Source organism: Stieleria varia (assembly GCF_038443385.1).
In the GTDB taxonomy this organism is placed as follows: domain Bacteria; phylum Planctomycetota; class Planctomycetia; order Pirellulales; family Pirellulaceae; genus Stieleria; species Stieleria varia.
In genome coordinates this window covers 3,889,611-3,906,821 of sequence record NZ_CP151726.1, presented here as the reverse complement: position 1 = coordinate 3,906,821, position 17,211 = coordinate 3,889,611, and the positions used below count along the sequence as shown (strand labels likewise).

Below are 17,211 nucleotides of genomic sequence, written 5' to 3'. Positions count from 1 at the left end.
CCTGGATTTACCCATGAAATACACGCGTCCATTTTTCTCCTCGCTCGGCATCCTGTTGCTCAGCGTTTGTGCACTGACCAGTGGACGAACCGCGCATGCGGATTTGATCATCGACGTTCAAGACGCGGTGATCACGGCTGGCGGGACGGGTTTCGCCGACGTCTTGATTCGCAGCGACGGAGTCGACAATGTGGACTTGGCTCAGTACTCATTCCAAATCACAGCCCTGGGTGGAGCTACCAGTTCGCTGACGTTCTCGGCTCCGTTTGATTTCAGTGAACAGACCTTCGCGAATTATCTTTTTGCCGGCGATAATCTTGGGATTCTGGACACGCCACCGAATAATGCGACTGTTTACACCGCCGGTGACCTGACAGCTTCGGCTCTTGGCGTCAATCTCGGTGGTGCCAACCGAGTGCTGGCTCGGCTTGATTTTCAGCACACACTGGGTTTCGGTCAGACACCGGCAATGGCGGCCGGAGAACAGTTCCTGATTTCGCTGCTCAACACGGGCGACACGTTCTTTGAAGACAACGCATTCAATCCTGTCGGAATTGATGCCTCCAGTTTTGGTGCGGCTGGGCAGGGGATCGTTACCGTTGCAGGCCCAGCGGTGGCCGGCGTACCGGAGCCCACCTCGATGTTATTGTTCGGTATCGCTGCCATCCCCATGCTGCGTCGACGTCGTCGACGGGATTAGACTGGTCTGGACAAAATTTGGCTTTGACATTGTTTTTTCAGTGCATGTTTTTGTCCCATGCATCGCAATCAAAGTGAGCCTCAGGCGCTAGTGGCCTGTTGATTTAATCGAAATTGGGAACGCAAGGGTGAGCCGTGGGCCGTAAGGCACCGGGCAATGCGGTAGGCCCGGCCGCTTACGCGTCGCGGCTCACTAAATCAACAGCCCGCCAGCCGTGGGCCAGCACCACAATCCGCCTCAGGCCCACGGCTAGCGCCTGAGGCTCACTGGGGGGCCACCAGCTGTGCCGGGAGCCTAGTCGATGTACAGAAACTCGTTCGAGTTCAGCATCGCTCGGCAGACATCCACCAGTGTTGCGTCGGTGGAAAGAAATCTCTCTGCGGCGTCCAATTCATCCCCGGTCGGACGTCTGGCGTAGAGTCGCAAGTACAAGGATTGAATTTGTGATTTCGAATTGCTGGTTTCGGATTCGATCAGGTCACACAACCGGCTCGCCGCATCCATCATCAATTCTGAATTGAACAACATCAGCGATTGCACGCCGGTGGTCGATTGGTTTCTCAAAGCACATGGTTGATCGGCGGACGGTCGATCAAAGGTTGCAAAGAACGGATAGCGAAGATTTCGCCGGGCGAATAAATAGACACTCCGTCGATAATGCTCCGCCTTATTGGGACTTTCCGACCATTGACCCTTGAGCAAAGTGCTCAACATCTCGCGGGGCAACGGAGGACTGACGCTCGGGCCGGCCATCTTGCGGTTGAGTGAGTCGCTGACCGAGAACAGGCCATCCCGTATCGCTTCGGCGTCCAACCGTCGACGGGTGAAGTGGCTGAGCAATCGATTCTCTGGATCAGATGCTTGAGCAAGATCCCACTGTGCACCCAAGTCAGCATCCACAGGACGGACGCTTGCGGTCTGATAGACGCTCGACAAGACGATCGTACGGTGCAGTCTTTTGACGCTCCAATCATCTCGCACGAAGTCATGTGCCAAGTAGTCCAACAGATCTGGGTGCGTCGGCGAATCGCCCATCACGCCAAAATCGCTCGGAGACGTCGTCAGGCCGCTGCCGAAATGATGTTGCCAAATGCGATTGACGGCGACTCGCGGCGTCAACGGATTGGTGGTTTCGGTGAGCCAACGTGCAAGCTCGAGACGCGGCGCGACTTTCTCGCTCGGCATCTCACCACTTGGATTCACGACGCGGGGAAACGCGGGGTACAGCTCGGGTCCTGGTTGCTGCCAATCACCTCGGTGCATCAAGTGGGTTCGCGGAAAGTCTTCGTACGATGCCAACACTCCGACAGATCGATTCTGTTTCAACTCGATGGCCGAATCAAAGAATGCCCGCAAGCGATAGAAGTCGGCTTGGCTGATCGCGTCATATTTATGATCGTGGCATTGGGCGCATCCGAATTGCAGTCCCATCAAAACCGAACCGACCGTCGATGTGATTTCGTTGAGCAACACATGACGCCGTTCCTCTTGTGAATTGATGTCGGGCATGTCCGGCCCTGACAAACAAAACGCGGTGGCCAAGACGGCATCGTCGTCCGCCGGGTGTTCCAAATCACCTGCGATCTGTAATCGAACGAAATCGTCATACGCCAAATCATTGTTCGTCGCATCAATCACCCAGTCACGGTACTTCCACGCGTCCTTGCGAAGTTTGTCATGCTCGTAACCATCCGTTTCGGCGAAACGTGCGAGATCCAACCACGGCTGCGCCCAGCGTTGCCCGTATTGCGGTGAGGCCAACAATGAGTCCACCAAACGCTCGTAAGCGTCGGGACGCTCGTCGTTGACAAACTGCTGGATTTGATCGATGCTCGGCGGCAATCCGAGCAAATCCCAGCAGACTCGGCGGAGCAGCGTGGACTTGTCCGCTGGCGGTGCGGGCTGAAGAGATTCACTTTCTAACTTGGCGAGGACGAATCGATCGATGTTTGTTATTGACCAATCGGAATCGGACACCTCGGGAACCGTCGGGCGAACGATCGGCTCGTAGGACCAGTGGTCACGATCGTATTTCGTCAGTTCTTCCTCGACAATCGCCTGGTTTTCCTCCTGGTTTCCTTCTTCGGCGAGTAAGCAGTGGGAGGGGATCACCAGTGCAACCGAAACGAAAAGTGACTTCAACGCCGAGGACTTCAACGCCGAGGACTTCACTGCAGAGACTCGGGAGGTACGCCAAATCATGTCAACAGTCCTTCCACCACATCGATCTCACTGGGTCCTGTCAGTCGTTCGTCCAATCCGTTGTGATAGTACGTCAGGTCGCGGTGATCCAATCCCATCAGATGCAGCAGGGTGGCGTGGAACTCATTGACATGAACGGTGTCTTCGACTGCACGCAGTCCCACTTCGTCAGTCGCCCCGTAGGCGCGTCCGCCGCTGACCCCGGCACCGGCGATCCATCCGCTGTATCCCCAGGGGTTATGGTCCCGCCCCTTGCCTTGTTCGCTCATCGGCATCCGTCCAAACTCGCCGCACCAGATCACCAGCGTGTCTTCGAGCAGCCCCGTGCGTTTCAAGTCGGTCAGCAGGGCGGCGACGGGCTTGTCGGTCTTGGCACAGTACTCGGTATGATTTTGGTCGACATCTTTGTGGGCATCCCATCCGTTGGTGTCGCCCGAGTAGACTTGAACCATCCGCACGCCGCGTTGGACCATTCGACGGGCCAGCAAGCAGCGCTCGCCGAAATCGCGTGTCGTCTTGTCATCGATTCCGTACATCGACAGCGTCTCAGCGGACTCTTGGGAAAAGTCCACGGCTTCGGGCGCGGCGGCTTGCATGCGGAACGCCAGTTCGTAGGACTTGATCCTGGCCGTCAGATCATCATCGCTCTCGCGGCCCGACAAATGGCGTTGGTTGAGCTGTTGGACGAAGTCCAGCGTTGAACGTTGTCGCAGGTCGGAGATACCATCCGGTGGGGCGAGATTCAGGATCGGCGTTTTGCCGGGACGCATCGTGGTGCCTTGATACGTCGCGGGCAGATAACCGTTTCCCCAAGCCGACGGGCCGCCCTTGAGACCGCCGCCCGGATCGGGCAGAACGACGAACGCCGGCATGTCCTCATTTTCGCTGCCCAGACCGTACGCCAACCAACTGCCAAAACTGGGGTGCCCCATCAAAATGCTGCCCGTATTCATCTGGTACACGGACTGCGGGTGATTGACGCTGTCACCGTGCAGCGAGCGAATCACGCAGATGTCGTCGGCAACCGTCGAGAGGTGCGGCAGAAAATCTGAGATTGGCAAGCCCGACTTGCCTCGTGGTCGGAAGGGACGAATCGGCCCGAGCAACGGATTGCGAGCCACCTTGCGTCGCGTCATCACCGAACCAAAGCTTTCCGGCAAAGGCTGACCGGCGTACTTGGCCAACTCCGGCTTGGGATCGAACAAATCGACTTGGCTGGGACCTCCGTGCATGAACAGCCAAATCACGCGTTTGGCTCGCGGCCGAAAATGTGGCTGGCCTGCCGCCTTCGCTCGGTCGGCCATCAGCGATTGCAGGGCAATCATTCCCGCGCCACCGCCGGCGGTCTGCAGGAAATCACGTCGAGAAAACAAGCTTGTTTGTGATTCGCTCATGACTCTTATCCTAACCCATCGAATCGGTGCCTGCACAACACCAGAACAGCGAGCGGCAACAGAAAGGTGATCGGCAATCGATTCCTGAGCAAACCGCCCTCGGTTGATGAATGCTTACCTGCGGGGATAAACTGCTCGACAGGGGACGTGTGGAAAACAACGAATGTAGCTTGGGCACTCTGGCCCGAGAGATCACGGACGGACAAGAGTGCCCATCCTACTTTGGTTTATTACCGCGCGTCCCGAGTCGGTCCCCCAACAAACGGTGCAGAATCGCGTCTGCAACTCGTTGCCCTCTGTTGGTTCCAATGCCCTGAAATGAATGACGGCGCCGAATTTGGCCCCTTCCGCTCCCGCTGTCGACAGTCAACTTGCCGGAATCGTCCACGCTTTGGACGATTCCGCCGGGGTCGGCGCGCGTTTGGGCAAGTTAAAACCGGGGAAACCGATCACGTACTCAGGGGTCTGGGGCAGCCTGCGAGCCGCGTTGGCCGCTGCGATCGCTCGCCACACGTCCAACATCGTCATGCTGCTCCCCCAAGCGGCGGACGCAGACGCCGTCGCCGGGGACGCTCAAGCCTTCGGGATCGAGAGAGCTTTGCCGCTGCCGCTGAGCGTCGGCCACGCCAACCGCTCGGCGTACCACGACACGGATTTCGTCGAACGGTTGCAAGTCTTACAGGAGCTCCGCAATCGGGACGCCAACTGCCCCGAGCCTTTTCTGGTCACCGCGTACATCGGCGGTGCGATGCAACTGGTGCCCACGCCGCAACACATGGCGGCTTCCACGCGGCGATTGGCCGTCGGCCAGACGATTGAGCCGGAGAGCATCCGGCAATGGCTTGCCGAAAGCGGTTTTGCGTCCACCACGGCGGTTCAGTTGCCGGGCGAGTTCGCCAGCCGCGGCGGATTGTTGGACGTCTACTCGCCCGATCAATCGCATCCGATTCGCATCGAATGGTTTGGTGACGAGATCGACTCGATCCGCCGATTCGATATCGGCAGCCAACGCAGCGTCGAGTCTCTCAACGCAATCGAGATCGCCGCAGTCGGTTTGCCCAGCGACGAGTTCGCGTTGGACAATGACGCCACCGATGCGACGCGATCCATGGCCCCCGACAGTCTCGGTCCCATCACGGACTACCTGCCCGATGACACCCTGCTGATCATCGTCGACCCGCACGACTGCAAGCTGTCAGCCAACGCGTTGTTTGACCGAACGGACGACCACTCGACTTTCATCGACTATCAGTCGTTGATGGATTCGATGAGCCACCTGCGCACCGTCCACGCATCGGCGCTGGCAGAGGGCGGTGAGAAGTCGATTGATTTGAAAGCCACCAGCGCCGACGGATTTGCATTGGCGTTGGAGGAAACGCAAGTCCGAATTGACACGGTCGCGGCCGATCACCAAGTCATCCTGGTCGGTGACACCCCCGCGGACGGCCAGCGTTTGACAGAACTGCTCGCCAAGACCGATGCGGCCAAGCAGGGACGCATCGAAATGTGCGTCGCTGAACTCAGCGGCGGATTTCGGTTGGTGGATAGCAAGATCCTCTTGCTCACCGGCGCGGAACTGTTTCACCGCAGCCCCGTGCGTCGTGGAAAGACGCGGGCCAAGGGCAAGCCGATCACGAGTTCGATGCAGTTGGAACCGGGCGATTTGGTCGTCCACCTTTCGCACGGCATCGGTCTGTATCGTGGCCTACAGCACCTGGAAAAGAACGGCCAGCACATCGAACACTTGGTGCTGGAGTATGCGGAAGGCTCCAAGATCTATGTACCCGCATCGCGAATCGGCTTGATCCAACGCTACGTCGGCGGAACCAACACGCAGCCTCGTTTGGCCAAGGTCGGTGGTCAGGCGTGGGCCAAGCAAAAAAAGGCAGCGGAGTCGGCGGTCACCGACATGGCCAGCGAACTGCTGGAAATGCAAGCCAAACGAACCAGCAAGAACGGTATCGCGTTCGCTGCGGATCACTTGTGGCAACAGCAGTTCGACGCCAGTTTTCCGTATCAGGAAACACCCGACCAATTGACCGCGATCGCTGCCCTGAAGGACGACATGGAGTCGACCAAACCGATGGATCGCTTGATCTGCGGCGACGTCGGATTTGGAAAGACAGAAGTCGCCATGCGGGCTGCTTTCAAAGCGGTGTTGAGTGGATACCAAGTCGCGGTATTGGTCCCGACGACGGTGTTGGCCGAGCAACACTATCACAATTTCTGCAACCGGATGGCGGAGTTTCCCGTCCGCATCGAAAAGCTCAGTCGCTTTGTCTCCAAATCAGAACAGCGTAAAACCGTTGCCGATCTGAAAGCCGGCAAAGTAGACATCGTCGTCGGCACACATCGCTTGGCCAGCAAGGACGTTGATTTTCAAAGTCTCGGGTTGGTGATCATCGACGAAGAGCAACGGTTCGGCGTGGCGGTCAAGGAAAAGTTGAAATCGACGCACACCAACGTCGACGTCCTGACGCTTTCGGCCACACCGATTCCTCGAACGCTGCACATGGCGCTCGTGGGAGTTCGCGACATCAGCAACCTCGAAACGCCGCCCGCCGAACGTCGTGCGGTGGAAACAGTCGTCACGCGTTGGGATGACAAACTGATTCGCAGCGCATTGATCCGCGAACTCAACCGCGGCGGACAAGCCTTTGTGGTCCACAATCGCATCGGCGACATGCACACCATCGCCGATCGCTTGAAACACATCGTGCCCGAAATCCGAATCGTGATCGGGCACGGACAGATGGAGCAAGGCGAGCTGGAACAAGTCATGGTGGATTTCATCGATCACAAGTACGACTTGCTGCTTGCCACGACGATCATCGAAAGCGGACTGGATATCCCCAACGCGAATACAATGTTCATTGACGACGCGGATCACTACGGACTGAGCGATCTGCATCAACTGCGTGGACGCGTTGGTCGGTACAAACACCAAGCGTTCTGTTATTTGATGGTCTCGCCCCACAAACACCTCTCACCAGAGGCCACCAAGCGTCTGCGTGCGATCGAAGAATTCAGCCAAATGGGCGCAGGCTTCGCTATCTCTATGCGTGACTTGGAGATTCGCGGAGCGGGCAATCTCTTGGGCAGTCAACAAAGTGGCCACATTTCTGCGATCGGCTACGAAATGTACTGTCAACTGCTTGAAGACGCCGTGCGGCAAATCCAAAACTTGCCACCGGCACTTTCAGCCGATGTCGACATCGACTTGCCAGTGGAAGCGTACTTGGCGGAAGACTACGTGCCCGACTTGCGACACAAGATCGACTTGTATCGCCGCATCGCCAAACTCGACGACGCGACGCAAATCGGGGAAATTCGCGACGAACTGACGGACCGTTTTGGACCAATGCCCGATGCCGCGGAGCGAATGTTGGAGCTTGCAGAACTGAGATTGGACGCGGCCGTCTGGCAAATTCGATCGATCACCAACGACGCCCGATTCCTGGTGTTGAACTACGCAAGCCGTCGTCGCATGGATCAACTCGCGAAACAGTCCTCGCTGCCAATCCGAATCGTCGATCATCGAAAAGCGTACATTCCTCTACGTCCACAAAAGAAACCCGGAACTCAGGAAACCCCGCCAAAGAATCATCCGGGAATCGAGATCGATGATTCGACAGGATCGGGATACCTGCGTCTGGCGCGTCAAGCCCTGTCGCTCGTCTAGCCGTTCCTGCAACACCACAATCTACTGAATGCAACACAGATGAAAAAACACGAATGGCGAGAAAACACAGAGGAGGGTGAGACGCGTCTGGTCACTGCGACGCGACACGGCGGCCGTTGGCAGCTTCGCTCACGTTTGAAATCCGAGGCCGAGTGGACAGAGCATCCCGTCATCTCGCTGGAAGATCTGGAGACGTTACACGAAATCATCTCCAACAAGTACAACCGAAGTCGTGCCCCCTATGAACACATCCTGGAAATCGACGCGCTGATCGCCAAGGCCCAAAAGAAGTCGTAGGCTGCCGACTCACGGCTCAGCGGTCGACGCAGATTCCGCCAGTTTCTCGGTGATGGGCGCAATCCACTCACCCGTCCAGTCGATCAATCCGTCGCCGAACGCCAGGATCAAACCGCCGCCGGTAAGTGCGACGCCAAACAGGATCGCGACCCACACGAACAATTGCCGACTGCCCAAAACGGCGACCACACCAGCTTTGAAAACCAAATTCGACATCGTGGCGATCAAGATCACTCGCCATGCCGTGGACTGATCCACTGTACCATCGGTAAACAACTTCGCGGTCGACAACGTGATCGCATCGACGTCGGTCAACCCCGAGATGACCGCAATGCCGTACAAAGCTCCGTCGCCAAAGATGTTCTTGGCAGCGGCGACCAAAAACAGGATAACAGCGTACAAAATGCCAAAGATGATCGCGGGTTTCAGTTGTGCCGGGTTGTCATGGTCTGGTGGTGTAGCATTCTGACGCCGCAGTGGAATGAAGAGCACCCCGCATTCGATTGTCATCAGCACCAGCATCGCGCCGATCGGCACTGCGGCAACCGCCAATAACTGCGGGGCAACCACACCGATCTCAAACAACACGCGGATGTTGACGATCGTTGACGCGATGGCGATGACCAACGCTGCCAAAGCCGTGACATCTTCGCTGTCTTTGGTCTGCCTTGCGTAGCTGACGGTCGTTGCGGTGCTGGAAATCAATCCGCCAAAGATACCTCCGACGAAGGCACCCGCACCTTTCCCGAGCAACTTGAACGCCACGTATGCTGCCATGCTGATGCCGACGATCAGCACCACCATCCGCCAAATGTTGTAGGGGTTCAAGACGTCGTACGGGCCGTAGGTTTCATCGGGCAATACCGGCAAGATCACCAGTCCGATCAAAGCCAAGTGGATCACGCCGCGAATGTCTTTCTCGCCCATCCGGCCAACGATCCCATGCAGCCGTTTCTTCCATTGCAATAAAACCGCGACGATCCCGCTGGTCACCACCGCCGGCCCGAACATTTCCCGTCCGACGGCTACGCCAACCAGGAACATCAACAACGCTGCTGCTTCCGTTGTCAGTCCAAGATCCGTTTCACCTGCGCGTATTTTCGCGATATTGGTAATCGCCAATAAAATTGCAATGGAGACCAATCCGGCCGCTATGACCCACCCGAGCCCCGCGTCTTCGTCGACGTTCTTCATCAGCAAAGCACCCACGGTTCCCATCAAGGTGATTAGCGGGAAAGTTCTGATGCCGGCGGTCTCTGATTCACTCCACTGACGCTGTAAACCAACCAAGAACCCGAGCCCCAATGAGATCGCGATCGCTTGATAAGCCACGAAGCTCACTGGTCGGTTTCCGTCCAATTTGGGGTGCAAGGAATCAGTTCAACGCTACCACGGAGTGGAGCATCAGACTCCAACATGCTGCGAACATAGCGATAGATGTTTCCGCGGCATCCAGATTGTAGCTCGTAAAGGGCGACAACATCGCAACGAATCGTCTCCTGTCGCAACAGCATGCGTATCAAACCCAGGAAAAAGGTAGGTTTGGCCGGCCCCGCCTCCTTTGCCGTCCTGGAGAACGCATACCGGGGCAATCCTTCGTCGTGGTCATACAGTTCCAGACCGTCCAACGGACCTTCCAAAAACTCGATCTTTAGTGTTTGTTTTTTAAGCATCTCGGTGGACTCCGGCGTGTGTTTTTCGTCGTCCTTTCGGTGCAATCACTGTGCCATTGCATCATTGGCCCATCATTTGCCTCTTCAAGCTGATGATCTAAGGATCTCTCACGACGAGATCATTCTCACCATTCACTGGGAAACCAAAACTGGGAAACCAATCATGTCCAATACAAACCCTGAAATCGAAGCCCATATGGACGCGTTGGCGTCAATTTGCTGTGACGTGCTGACGGGCGCCGAGACCGATGTCGGCGAGCGTCCAGATCAACTGCTCAAATCATTATTGATGAGCGGATACGTCTGGAAGAAAAACGGATCATTTCAAAGCGACTTGGAGTCCCGAGTGAAAGCAAAATGCATGGATCGCGCCATGCACCGGGGTGGCGCGCTGTCCTCCCTATCGAGCAAGCTCTCCACCAAGTTTAGCGACTTGGCGCGACGGGAATCACTAACACCCAATAATGATTCACCACCTAAAGCCGCAAACATCAGTGCAGCGACCGACGCCTAGTTTGAACTGTTCATCATTTGGAGTTGCGGCACTGCGGCGCTCCGTAAGTTTCTTTCGCCTCTCCCGCGCAGGAGACTGCTGACTTGGTGAGCCGCGACGCGCAAGCGGCCGGGTCTTGCACTCATTCCAATGAGTGAAACCCGTGGCCTGACGGCCAGCGGCTCAGAACACATTTCACCACCCAGCGATTGATAGAACCACCTGGTAAAAAACGCATCGCAGCCAAATTTTCGCAGCCAAATTTTCGCAGCCAGCAACATTCCGCTGATGCGCCGAGTATCAAGTCACACAGCACCTGAACATCGTTGCCACCTACAGCAACTCCTTGCATGTTTTCGTCAAAATGAGATCAGCCGACCGGATTAGTTTTCGTTTAGGTAGCTCAGACGCCAGAGACTGAGATTCACGTACAAGGTACACTTAGGCGACAATCGCCCCTCTGTCCGCCGTAGCCTGAAAAGCGTTCGCGCTGAGTCTCGAGTCCCAGGATGCCCCGACTGATCATTGTCGAAGACCAAGTTTCGCTGCTAAAAAGTCTAAAGAAGGGACTTGAGGAAGAAGGATTTGAGGTCCTGACGGCAACGAGCGGAAACGCGGGCTACCAATTGATCCAGCAAGAACCCGCGGACGCGGTACTGCTGGATTTGATGCTTCCCGATGGCGATGGTATTGGCCTGCTGCAGCGAGTTCGCGAGGAGGATTTCCAGAAACCGGTACTCGTGATGACAGCGAGAGACTCGATCGAGGATCGTGTGATCGGACTCAATAGTGGTGCCGATGACTATTTGATCAAACCGTTTGCCTTCAGCGAATTGCTGGCCCGATTACGGGCGATTCTTCGCCGCTCACCGACCAGTAACTTTGACACTCGATTGGTGTACGACGACCTGATCGTCGACTCACTGTCTCGCGTTGCCACACGAAATGGACGTGAGTTGAAATTGACTCATCGTCAGTTTGAGATGTTGGAGTATCTGATCAGGAACAAGAATCACGTGGTTTCGCGTGATGCCCTGGCTAGGGATGTGTGGAAAGCAGCCACGGCAACCTGGACGAACGTGATTGAAGTCCAGATCAACCAGCTTCGAAAGAAGCTCGGAGCTGATGGATCGGTACCTATCCTGCATACGGTTCGCGGCGAAGGATACCAGCTTGGGGAGGAACCATGAAACGGTTCAGCATACGAGTTCGCCTGACCCTTTGGTACATGCTGTTCTTTCTCCTGCTGTTGGTAGCGATGGGCACTTTAGTCCTGTGGCGAGTCCATTCGCATCTGGTTGCCAATGCGGACCGGTCATTGACCGAAGAGATCAATGAACTATTTGATGAAATGCAATTGGTCAGTGATCGTGAAAAAATGGTCGAGATTCTGGATCTGAGATTCTCCAGTCATTCTCACTACCACTTTCAAGTACTCGATCACGAACTGAAGCCCATTTTTACAAGCCGATTTCTGACTCACCTCGACCTGCCTCAAGCCACTCCACCGAGTCAAATGCGAGGTGCGGAATACTCTGACGTTCAATGGCCTGGGCTGGGCAGGTTTCGGCTCGTGGACATGGCTTTGCGTGACTCGCAATCCAACCCGCTCTTGATCAGGGCAATCTCACCACGCGAGTTGATCGACCGTGATTTCGACAGCTATCTGTGGATGTTTGCTACCCTCGGACCGATCGCTGTGCTCGCGGCGTTGCTTGCCGGCTATCTCGTGGCGGGACACGTGCTATCGCCGATCAAGCAGATTGCGGAGAAAGCCAGACTGATTTCGGCCGATCGTTTGCACGAACGTTTGCCAGTGGTTTGCGAGTTCGACGAACTGGGTGAGCTTTCCATGACCCTGAACAAGACGTTTGACCGACTGGAAAAGTCTGTTGAGTCCATGAAAAGATTCACGTCTGACGCGGCTCATGAACTTCGTTCTCCCGTTTCAGTGCTACGAGCGGAAGCCGAGATTGCTCTTCGTAAGCCACGCACCCTGGAGGAGTACCGGTCTGTCGTTGAATCCACCCTGGCAGAGACCGTCCGCTTGGGAACCCTCGTGGATCAATTGCTGACGCTCAGCCGTCATGACGCCGGTATTGAACGACTGCAGACGGACGAAGTGCCAGCTGGAGCGTTACTCGGTGATGTCGTGACTCGTTTTCGGGTCTTGGCCAAGCAGAAAAGTATCAACCTGGTGTCTCATGAAATTCCAGATTGTTCCATCAATGGCCACGACGTGTGGCTCAGTCAGTTGTTCTATAACTTGATTGATAACGCTGTAAAGTTTACACCCGCCGGCGGAATGGTCGAGGTGCAGGTAACGATCGAACCCGACTGTGTGACATTCTCTGTTGCTGACACCGGAGTTGGGATTCCCGAGGCCCATCTGCCGCATGTGTTCGAGCGATTCTATCGAGCGGACGCCGCACGCGAACATTATCGCGGGACCGGACTTGGGCTTTCCATCTGCAAATCGATCGTCGATGCACATGATGGGACGATCGAAGTATCGAAGAACGGCGACTGCGGTACGGTTGTCACAGTCCGTTTGCCTCGGATGCCCGAAGGAGATCCAGCCGACGTTGTCATTTTCAATCCTAAACTTGCCCGTGGATTCGATTCACAGGATGAAGTGAGAGCGTTGTGAATTCAACAGCCCACCGGCCGCAAGCGATCTCTCGCGGTATGACATTGATCGAACTACTAGTCGCGATTGCAATCATTGGCATTCTCGTTGCGCTCACCTTGCCTGCAGTTCAGTCAGCTCGCGAATCCGCACGTCGTGTCACCTGCCAAAACAATCTCAAGCAGATCGGATTGGCCGTTCACAATTACCAATTGGCCAATCGTGTCTTCCCGCCTGGAGGCATTTTCACCGGCACCACCTCCTGGTCTGCACACGGGCGAATTCTGCCGTACTTGGAACAAGGCCATGTACTCGACCGGGTGCGACTGGACATCGACTGGCATGACCCACTGAACCTGGCGACCGGCGTCCAACATATGCAGATCCCAGTATTCAGTTGCCCAAGTGACCCTCTGTCCGACGATCTCTACTATGACGACGAGGGTTCCGTGCGGCCCGTCAACTATGGGTTCAACTTTGGGTCATGGTTCATCTTCGATCCACGCGACAACACCTACGGCGATGGCTGCTTTCACGTCAACGCTCGAATCGGCCCCCAAGCGATCACCGATGGACTAAGCAACACACTGTGCATGGCGGAGGTCAAAACATTCACCTCTTATTTTCGCAACACTGCCAACCCAGGCCCGAGAGTCCCTGACGACGCGGACGATCTGGCCAGATTTGCCGGAGGTGCACAGTTTAAGTTGGGACCGTCGCAGAACGACAACGCGGGACACACCGAGTGGTGCGATAGCCCTGTGCATGAAAGTGGATTCACGACCGTGTTTGCTCCCAATCAATTGGTACCCTACCTGCACTCCGACGGTGTCACCTACGACATCGATTACAACTCACGCTACGAAGGCACGAGCTGGACGCAACCGACTTATGCGGCAGTCACTGCTCGAAGCCATCACCTCGGGCTTGTGCATACGCTATGGATGGACGGTTCAGTACAGACCATGACCAACAGCGTTGAGTTACATACTTGGCGATCCATGGGGACACGCAATGGACACGAAGTCTTACCCGCGAAATAGCCGGTTTGTCTGCGAAGATTAGCATTCGTTTAGATAACACGAATCTGCGAATCTCTCTGCTAGGATTGCCGATGTCGATTCAGAAAACACCGTGTTCTGAGTAGAACGCAGTCGCCTGCAAGTGAAAATTTCTGTCCATGAACCGGACAGATTCTTGCCAACGCCTCGTTCTCGTCGACTCTCGTTGGCATCCGTCGATCAAGTAGCAGGACTTCCGTGTTGGCAACAACATGCGTCTGTGATTGGACGCATACCGACGCGATAAGGCAAGTCGTCCCAACGTCAGACACAAAACGTTTCCCAAAAACTTCTTGAGCTAATCATGAGTCACACCCACAAAAGAGAATCCGCGCGTCGCAATCGGTTGCTAAGTCTTCAGTCTCTGGAGTGCCGAAATCTGATGGCTGCAGATGGCTTTCACAACTTCCTCGAACCCGCTGATGTCAATCATGACCACACGGTTTCAGCAGTAGACGCCTTGACCATCATCAACCGATTGACGCGTGACGGCAATAGAACTTCCGCAGAAGCAGAACACGTCGACAATGATGGTTTCTGGGATGTGAACGACGACGGACATGCGTCTGCCGTTGATGCACTGATGGTCATCAACGAAATGAGCCGTGACGATTCTGCAACCTCTGGACTGCTGAAATACATCGACGGCTCACATGGAGAGCGAGTGAAAGTCGAGATCGAAGAAAGCTCTCACACTTCACGACTCGCCGTCCGCGTGCAAAACGCTCTGCCCAACTCAGACTTGGAGGTCTCTATCAATTCAGTGATCGTTGGCCAGATTCACACGAGAGAAAATGGCCGTGGGGAACTAGAAATCAATGATGACTACTTCACTTCGCTTGCCAGTGGTTCAGCCGTTTCTGTGACGGGTATCGGATCGGCAGTGCTAGCCTCTGATCATGACGCGAACGACATCAATGATGAGAGCCATGCGTCAAACCATAACGAAGTCGACGAGAACGGGATCCATGAACTTCATGTAAACCACGACCGCGATGGTGATGACGCAGACCGGCTTGATACTGAACACCACGACCGCGAACATGACCGCGAACATGACCGCGAACATGACCGCGAACATGACCGTGACCACGACGACCACGACCGTGACCACGACGACTGAATCTTAGCCAATTGCTGTACTACAGAACGAGCGCATCGTCCAGTCTTGATTTTGAGGTTAGCCGTTTTGGCGTTAGCCACGGTTGAGACGCGAAAACCGCGGCTAACACCAGAACGGCTCATCTATCGAACCCCCGTTCTATGACTGGACGATGCATTCGCAGGATCAATGTAAGGAAAAAGAAATGAGACGAACACGTAGAATGAGTCGAGACTCGCGTAACTTGAGGCTCGAAATACTCGAACGACGCAATCTGCTGGCGTTTGGTGGATTGAGGATGTTCCTTGTTTCGTCCCATCATGATAGGGCGATCAACCTGGATTTGTCTGCAAAGTCGATGCCTCCCGCCGCAATAGCAACGCCAACGCTTTCGACGCCCTCGATGCCAGTGCTGCAGGCGTTCTCGCGACGCTCAGCGTCGTTCAAATCAGCCGCAGAAACAGTCGATCCTCCTGTCGTTGGAAATCCGATCCCAACCTTCATCAACGCGGTAGCAACCGATTTCAGCGACTCCGCAACCACGCCTCCAGAGGCGCCCCTTGAGAAGACGCTTCCTACGGTATCGGCCAGTGCCCCTTTCTTTGAATCCTTGGGAGCAACGAATCAAACGATTTATCATTCAGACGACACCGAGTTTTCAGACTTTACTCCGATTTCGGAGAACGAGACCATCCTCTCCGACGACGTTGGCATCACCAGAACCGATGATCTAACCGCGCTCAGTGTCGACAACCGTGATCTCGATGCCAGCGGAATCGATGATGTCATCGGTGGCACCGATGACAGCTCCTGGGACGACCTGGACGATGGGCGCGACGACGTCGACGGCATCTTTGACGGGGACTCCGATTCCGACGACGTTGGTATTCCCAGAACCGATGACCTGCCCGGGCTCAGCATCGACAACAACCGTGATCTCGATGCCAGCGGAATCGATGACGTCGTCGGTGGCACCGATGACAGCTCTTGGGACGACCTGGACGATGGACACAATGACGTCGACGGCATCTTTGACGCTGACTCTGACGGCGACGACGTTGGTATTCCCAGAACCGATGACCTGCCCGGGCTCAGCATCGACAACAACCATGATCTCGATGCCAGCGGGATCGATGACGTCCTCGGTGGCACCGATCACAGCTCCTGGGACGACCTGGACGATGGGCGCGACGACGTCGACGGCATCTTTGACGCTTACTCTGACGGCGACGACGTTGGCATTCCCAGAACCGATGACCTGCCCGGGCTCAGCATCGACAACAATCGTGATCTCGATGCCAGCGGAATCGATGATGCCATCGGTGGCATCGACGACAGCTCCTGGGACGACCTGGACGATGGACACAACGATGTCGACGGCATCTTAGACGGTGACTCCGATTCCGATGACGTTGGCATCACCAGAACCGATGACCTAACCGGGATCAGTGTCGACAACCGTGATCTCGATGCAAGCGGAATCGATGACGTCGTCGGTGGCACCGATGACAGCTCTTGGGACAACCTCGACGATGGACACAATGACCTCGACGGTCTCTTTGACGGTGACTCCGACGACAATGACGTTGGCATCGCGATCGGCTCCAGTCCAACAATAGCACGCCGCGGTAAATGGTCCGCCAGCTTGATCGGCTCAGGTACGGGGCAAGCAAGCTTTAAGAACAAAGGACATGATCAGGAACTCTCGTTACGTGTTTTCGGGGCACCAGCGAACTCGACATTGGATGTGGTTCTCGGAAGCGTTCGTGTCGGACGAATCCAAACCAACAGGACAGGGTATGGACGCCTTGAACTGGAAAACGACGATGACCACCGATCGATACCCATTGGCTTTCCCGTCGTTGGAACAGGCACCACCATTTCAGTTGGTAACGCTCTCAGTGGCGTGTTCGAACAGTATCTGGGCCATGAGAACAACCATGACGATTGATCAAGAGATTTCTCAGCTACTTACCAC

13 protein-coding genes are annotated in these 17,211 nt (G+C 55.7%); 9 read left to right on the top strand and 4 right to left on the bottom strand.

The features are described 5' to 3' along the window. Positions 1-13 precede the first annotated feature (13 nt). Entirely contained in the window at positions 14-700 is a 687-nt protein-coding gene (locus Pla52nx_RS12865; protein ID WP_146518448.1) for a PEP-CTERM sorting domain-containing protein, read from the top strand. Between the two features lie 294 nt (positions 701-994). On the opposite strand, the gene Pla52nx_RS12860 is transcribed toward Pla52nx_RS12865, so the two are convergent. Beyond that, positions 995-2,902 carry a DUF1549 and DUF1553 domain-containing protein gene (locus tag Pla52nx_RS12860; RefSeq protein ID WP_146518449.1) on the bottom strand — a complete coding sequence of 636 codons (1,908 nt, stop codon included), beginning with the start codon at positions 2,900-2,902 and terminating at the stop codon, positions 995-997. Beyond that, entirely contained in the window at positions 2,899-4,296 is a 1,398-nt protein-coding gene (locus Pla52nx_RS12855; RefSeq protein ID WP_146518450.1) for a DUF1501 domain-containing protein, read from the bottom strand. Before Pla52nx_RS12855 ends, Pla52nx_RS12860 begins: the two co-directional genes overlap by 4 nt. A gap of 322 nt (positions 4,297-4,618) precedes the next feature. On the opposite strand from Pla52nx_RS12855, the gene mfd reads away from it, so the two are divergent. Both mfd and Pla52nx_RS12845 read left to right on the top strand, forming a co-directional pair. Further along, entirely contained in the window at positions 4,619-7,978 is a 3,360-nt protein-coding gene (gene mfd, locus Pla52nx_RS12850) for a transcription-repair coupling factor (RefSeq protein ID WP_146518451.1), read from the top strand. A 39-nt stretch (positions 7,979-8,017) separates the two neighbouring features. Further along, entirely contained in the window at positions 8,018-8,275 is a 258-nt protein-coding gene (locus tag Pla52nx_RS12845; RefSeq protein ID WP_146518452.1) for a hypothetical protein, read from the top strand. Positions 8,276-8,284: 9 nt separating this feature from the next. On the opposite strand, the gene Pla52nx_RS12840 is transcribed toward Pla52nx_RS12845, so the two are convergent. Further along, complete coding sequence (locus Pla52nx_RS12840; protein WP_146518453.1) at positions 8,285-9,616, bottom strand: MgtC/SapB family protein; 1,332 nt, start codon at positions 9,614-9,616, stop codon at positions 8,285-8,287. Further along, positions 9,613-9,948, bottom strand: a complete 336-nt coding sequence (locus Pla52nx_RS12835) for a hypothetical protein (protein ID WP_146518454.1) — start codon at positions 9,946-9,948, stop codon at positions 9,613-9,615. Before Pla52nx_RS12835 ends, Pla52nx_RS12840 begins: the two co-directional genes overlap by 4 nt. Positions 9,949-10,111: 163 nt before the next feature. On the opposite strand from Pla52nx_RS12835, the gene Pla52nx_RS12830 reads away from it, so the two are divergent. The 6 genes from Pla52nx_RS12830 (at position 10,112) to Pla52nx_RS12805 (ending at position 17,184) form a co-directional block, all read left to right on the top strand. Next, on the top strand, positions 10,112-10,462 hold the full coding sequence (locus tag Pla52nx_RS12830) for a hypothetical protein (RefSeq protein WP_146518455.1): 351 nt from the start codon (positions 10,112-10,114) through the stop codon (positions 10,460-10,462). 488 nt (positions 10,463-10,950) lie between these two features. Next, positions 10,951-11,631, top strand: a complete 681-nt coding sequence (locus Pla52nx_RS12825; protein WP_146518456.1) for a response regulator transcription factor — start codon at positions 10,951-10,953, stop codon at positions 11,629-11,631. Then, on the top strand, positions 11,628-13,091 hold the full coding sequence (locus Pla52nx_RS12820) for an ATP-binding protein (protein WP_146518457.1): 1,464 nt from the start codon (positions 11,628-11,630) through the stop codon (positions 13,089-13,091). The genes Pla52nx_RS12825 and Pla52nx_RS12820 overlap by 4 nt, the downstream gene beginning before the upstream one ends. Then, positions 13,088-14,113: a DUF1559 domain-containing protein gene (locus tag Pla52nx_RS12815; RefSeq protein WP_261344227.1), complete on the top strand. Its 1,026-nt coding sequence runs from the start codon at positions 13,088-13,090 to the stop codon at positions 14,111-14,113. Before Pla52nx_RS12820 ends, Pla52nx_RS12815 begins: the two co-directional genes overlap by 4 nt. A gap of 322 nt (positions 14,114-14,435) precedes the next feature. Then, complete coding sequence (locus Pla52nx_RS12810) at positions 14,436-15,254, top strand: dockerin type I domain-containing protein (protein ID WP_146518458.1); 819 nt, start codon at positions 14,436-14,438, stop codon at positions 15,252-15,254. A gap of 184 nt (positions 15,255-15,438) precedes the next feature. Continuing rightward, the gene (locus Pla52nx_RS12805; RefSeq protein WP_146518459.1) at positions 15,439-17,184 is read left to right on the top strand and encodes a hypothetical protein; all 1,746 of its coding nucleotides are present in this window, start codon (positions 15,439-15,441) and stop codon (positions 17,182-17,184) included. Positions 17,185-17,211: the final 27 nt, after the last annotated feature.

What these genes read in the sequence shown, in the direction of transcription:
- Pla52nx_RS12845 (WP_146518452.1), top strand. Translation starts at nt 8,018, where the DNA reads ATGAAAAAACACGAATGGCGAGAAAACACAGAGGAGGGTGAGACGCGT.
- Pla52nx_RS12830 (WP_146518455.1), top strand. Translation starts at nt 10,112, where the DNA reads ATGTCCAATACAAACCCTGAAATCGAAGCCCATATGGACGCGTTGGCG.
- mfd (WP_146518451.1), top strand. Translation starts at nt 4,619, where the DNA reads ATGACGGCGCCGAATTTGGCCCCTTCCGCTCCCGCTGTCGACAGTCAA.
- Pla52nx_RS12860 (WP_146518449.1), bottom strand. Translation starts at nt 2,902, where the DNA reads ATGATTTGGCGTACCTCCCGAGTCTCTGCAGTGAAGTCCTCGGCGTTG.
- Pla52nx_RS12805 (WP_146518459.1), top strand. Translation starts at nt 15,439, where the DNA reads ATGAGACGAACACGTAGAATGAGTCGAGACTCGCGTAACTTGAGGCTC.
- Pla52nx_RS12835 (WP_146518454.1), bottom strand. Translation starts at nt 9,948, where the DNA reads ATGCTTAAAAAACAAACACTAAAGATCGAGTTTTTGGAAGGTCCGTTG.
- Pla52nx_RS12825 (WP_146518456.1), top strand. Translation starts at nt 10,951, where the DNA reads ATGCCCCGACTGATCATTGTCGAAGACCAAGTTTCGCTGCTAAAAAGT.
- Pla52nx_RS12855 (WP_146518450.1), bottom strand. Translation starts at nt 4,296, where the DNA reads ATGAGCGAATCACAAACAAGCTTGTTTTCTCGACGTGATTTCCTGCAG.
- Pla52nx_RS12865 (WP_146518448.1), top strand. Translation starts at nt 14, where the DNA reads ATGAAATACACGCGTCCATTTTTCTCCTCGCTCGGCATCCTGTTGCTC.
- Pla52nx_RS12810 (WP_146518458.1), top strand. Translation starts at nt 14,436, where the DNA reads ATGAGTCACACCCACAAAAGAGAATCCGCGCGTCGCAATCGGTTGCTA.
- Pla52nx_RS12820 (WP_146518457.1), top strand. Translation starts at nt 11,628, where the DNA reads ATGAAACGGTTCAGCATACGAGTTCGCCTGACCCTTTGGTACATGCTG.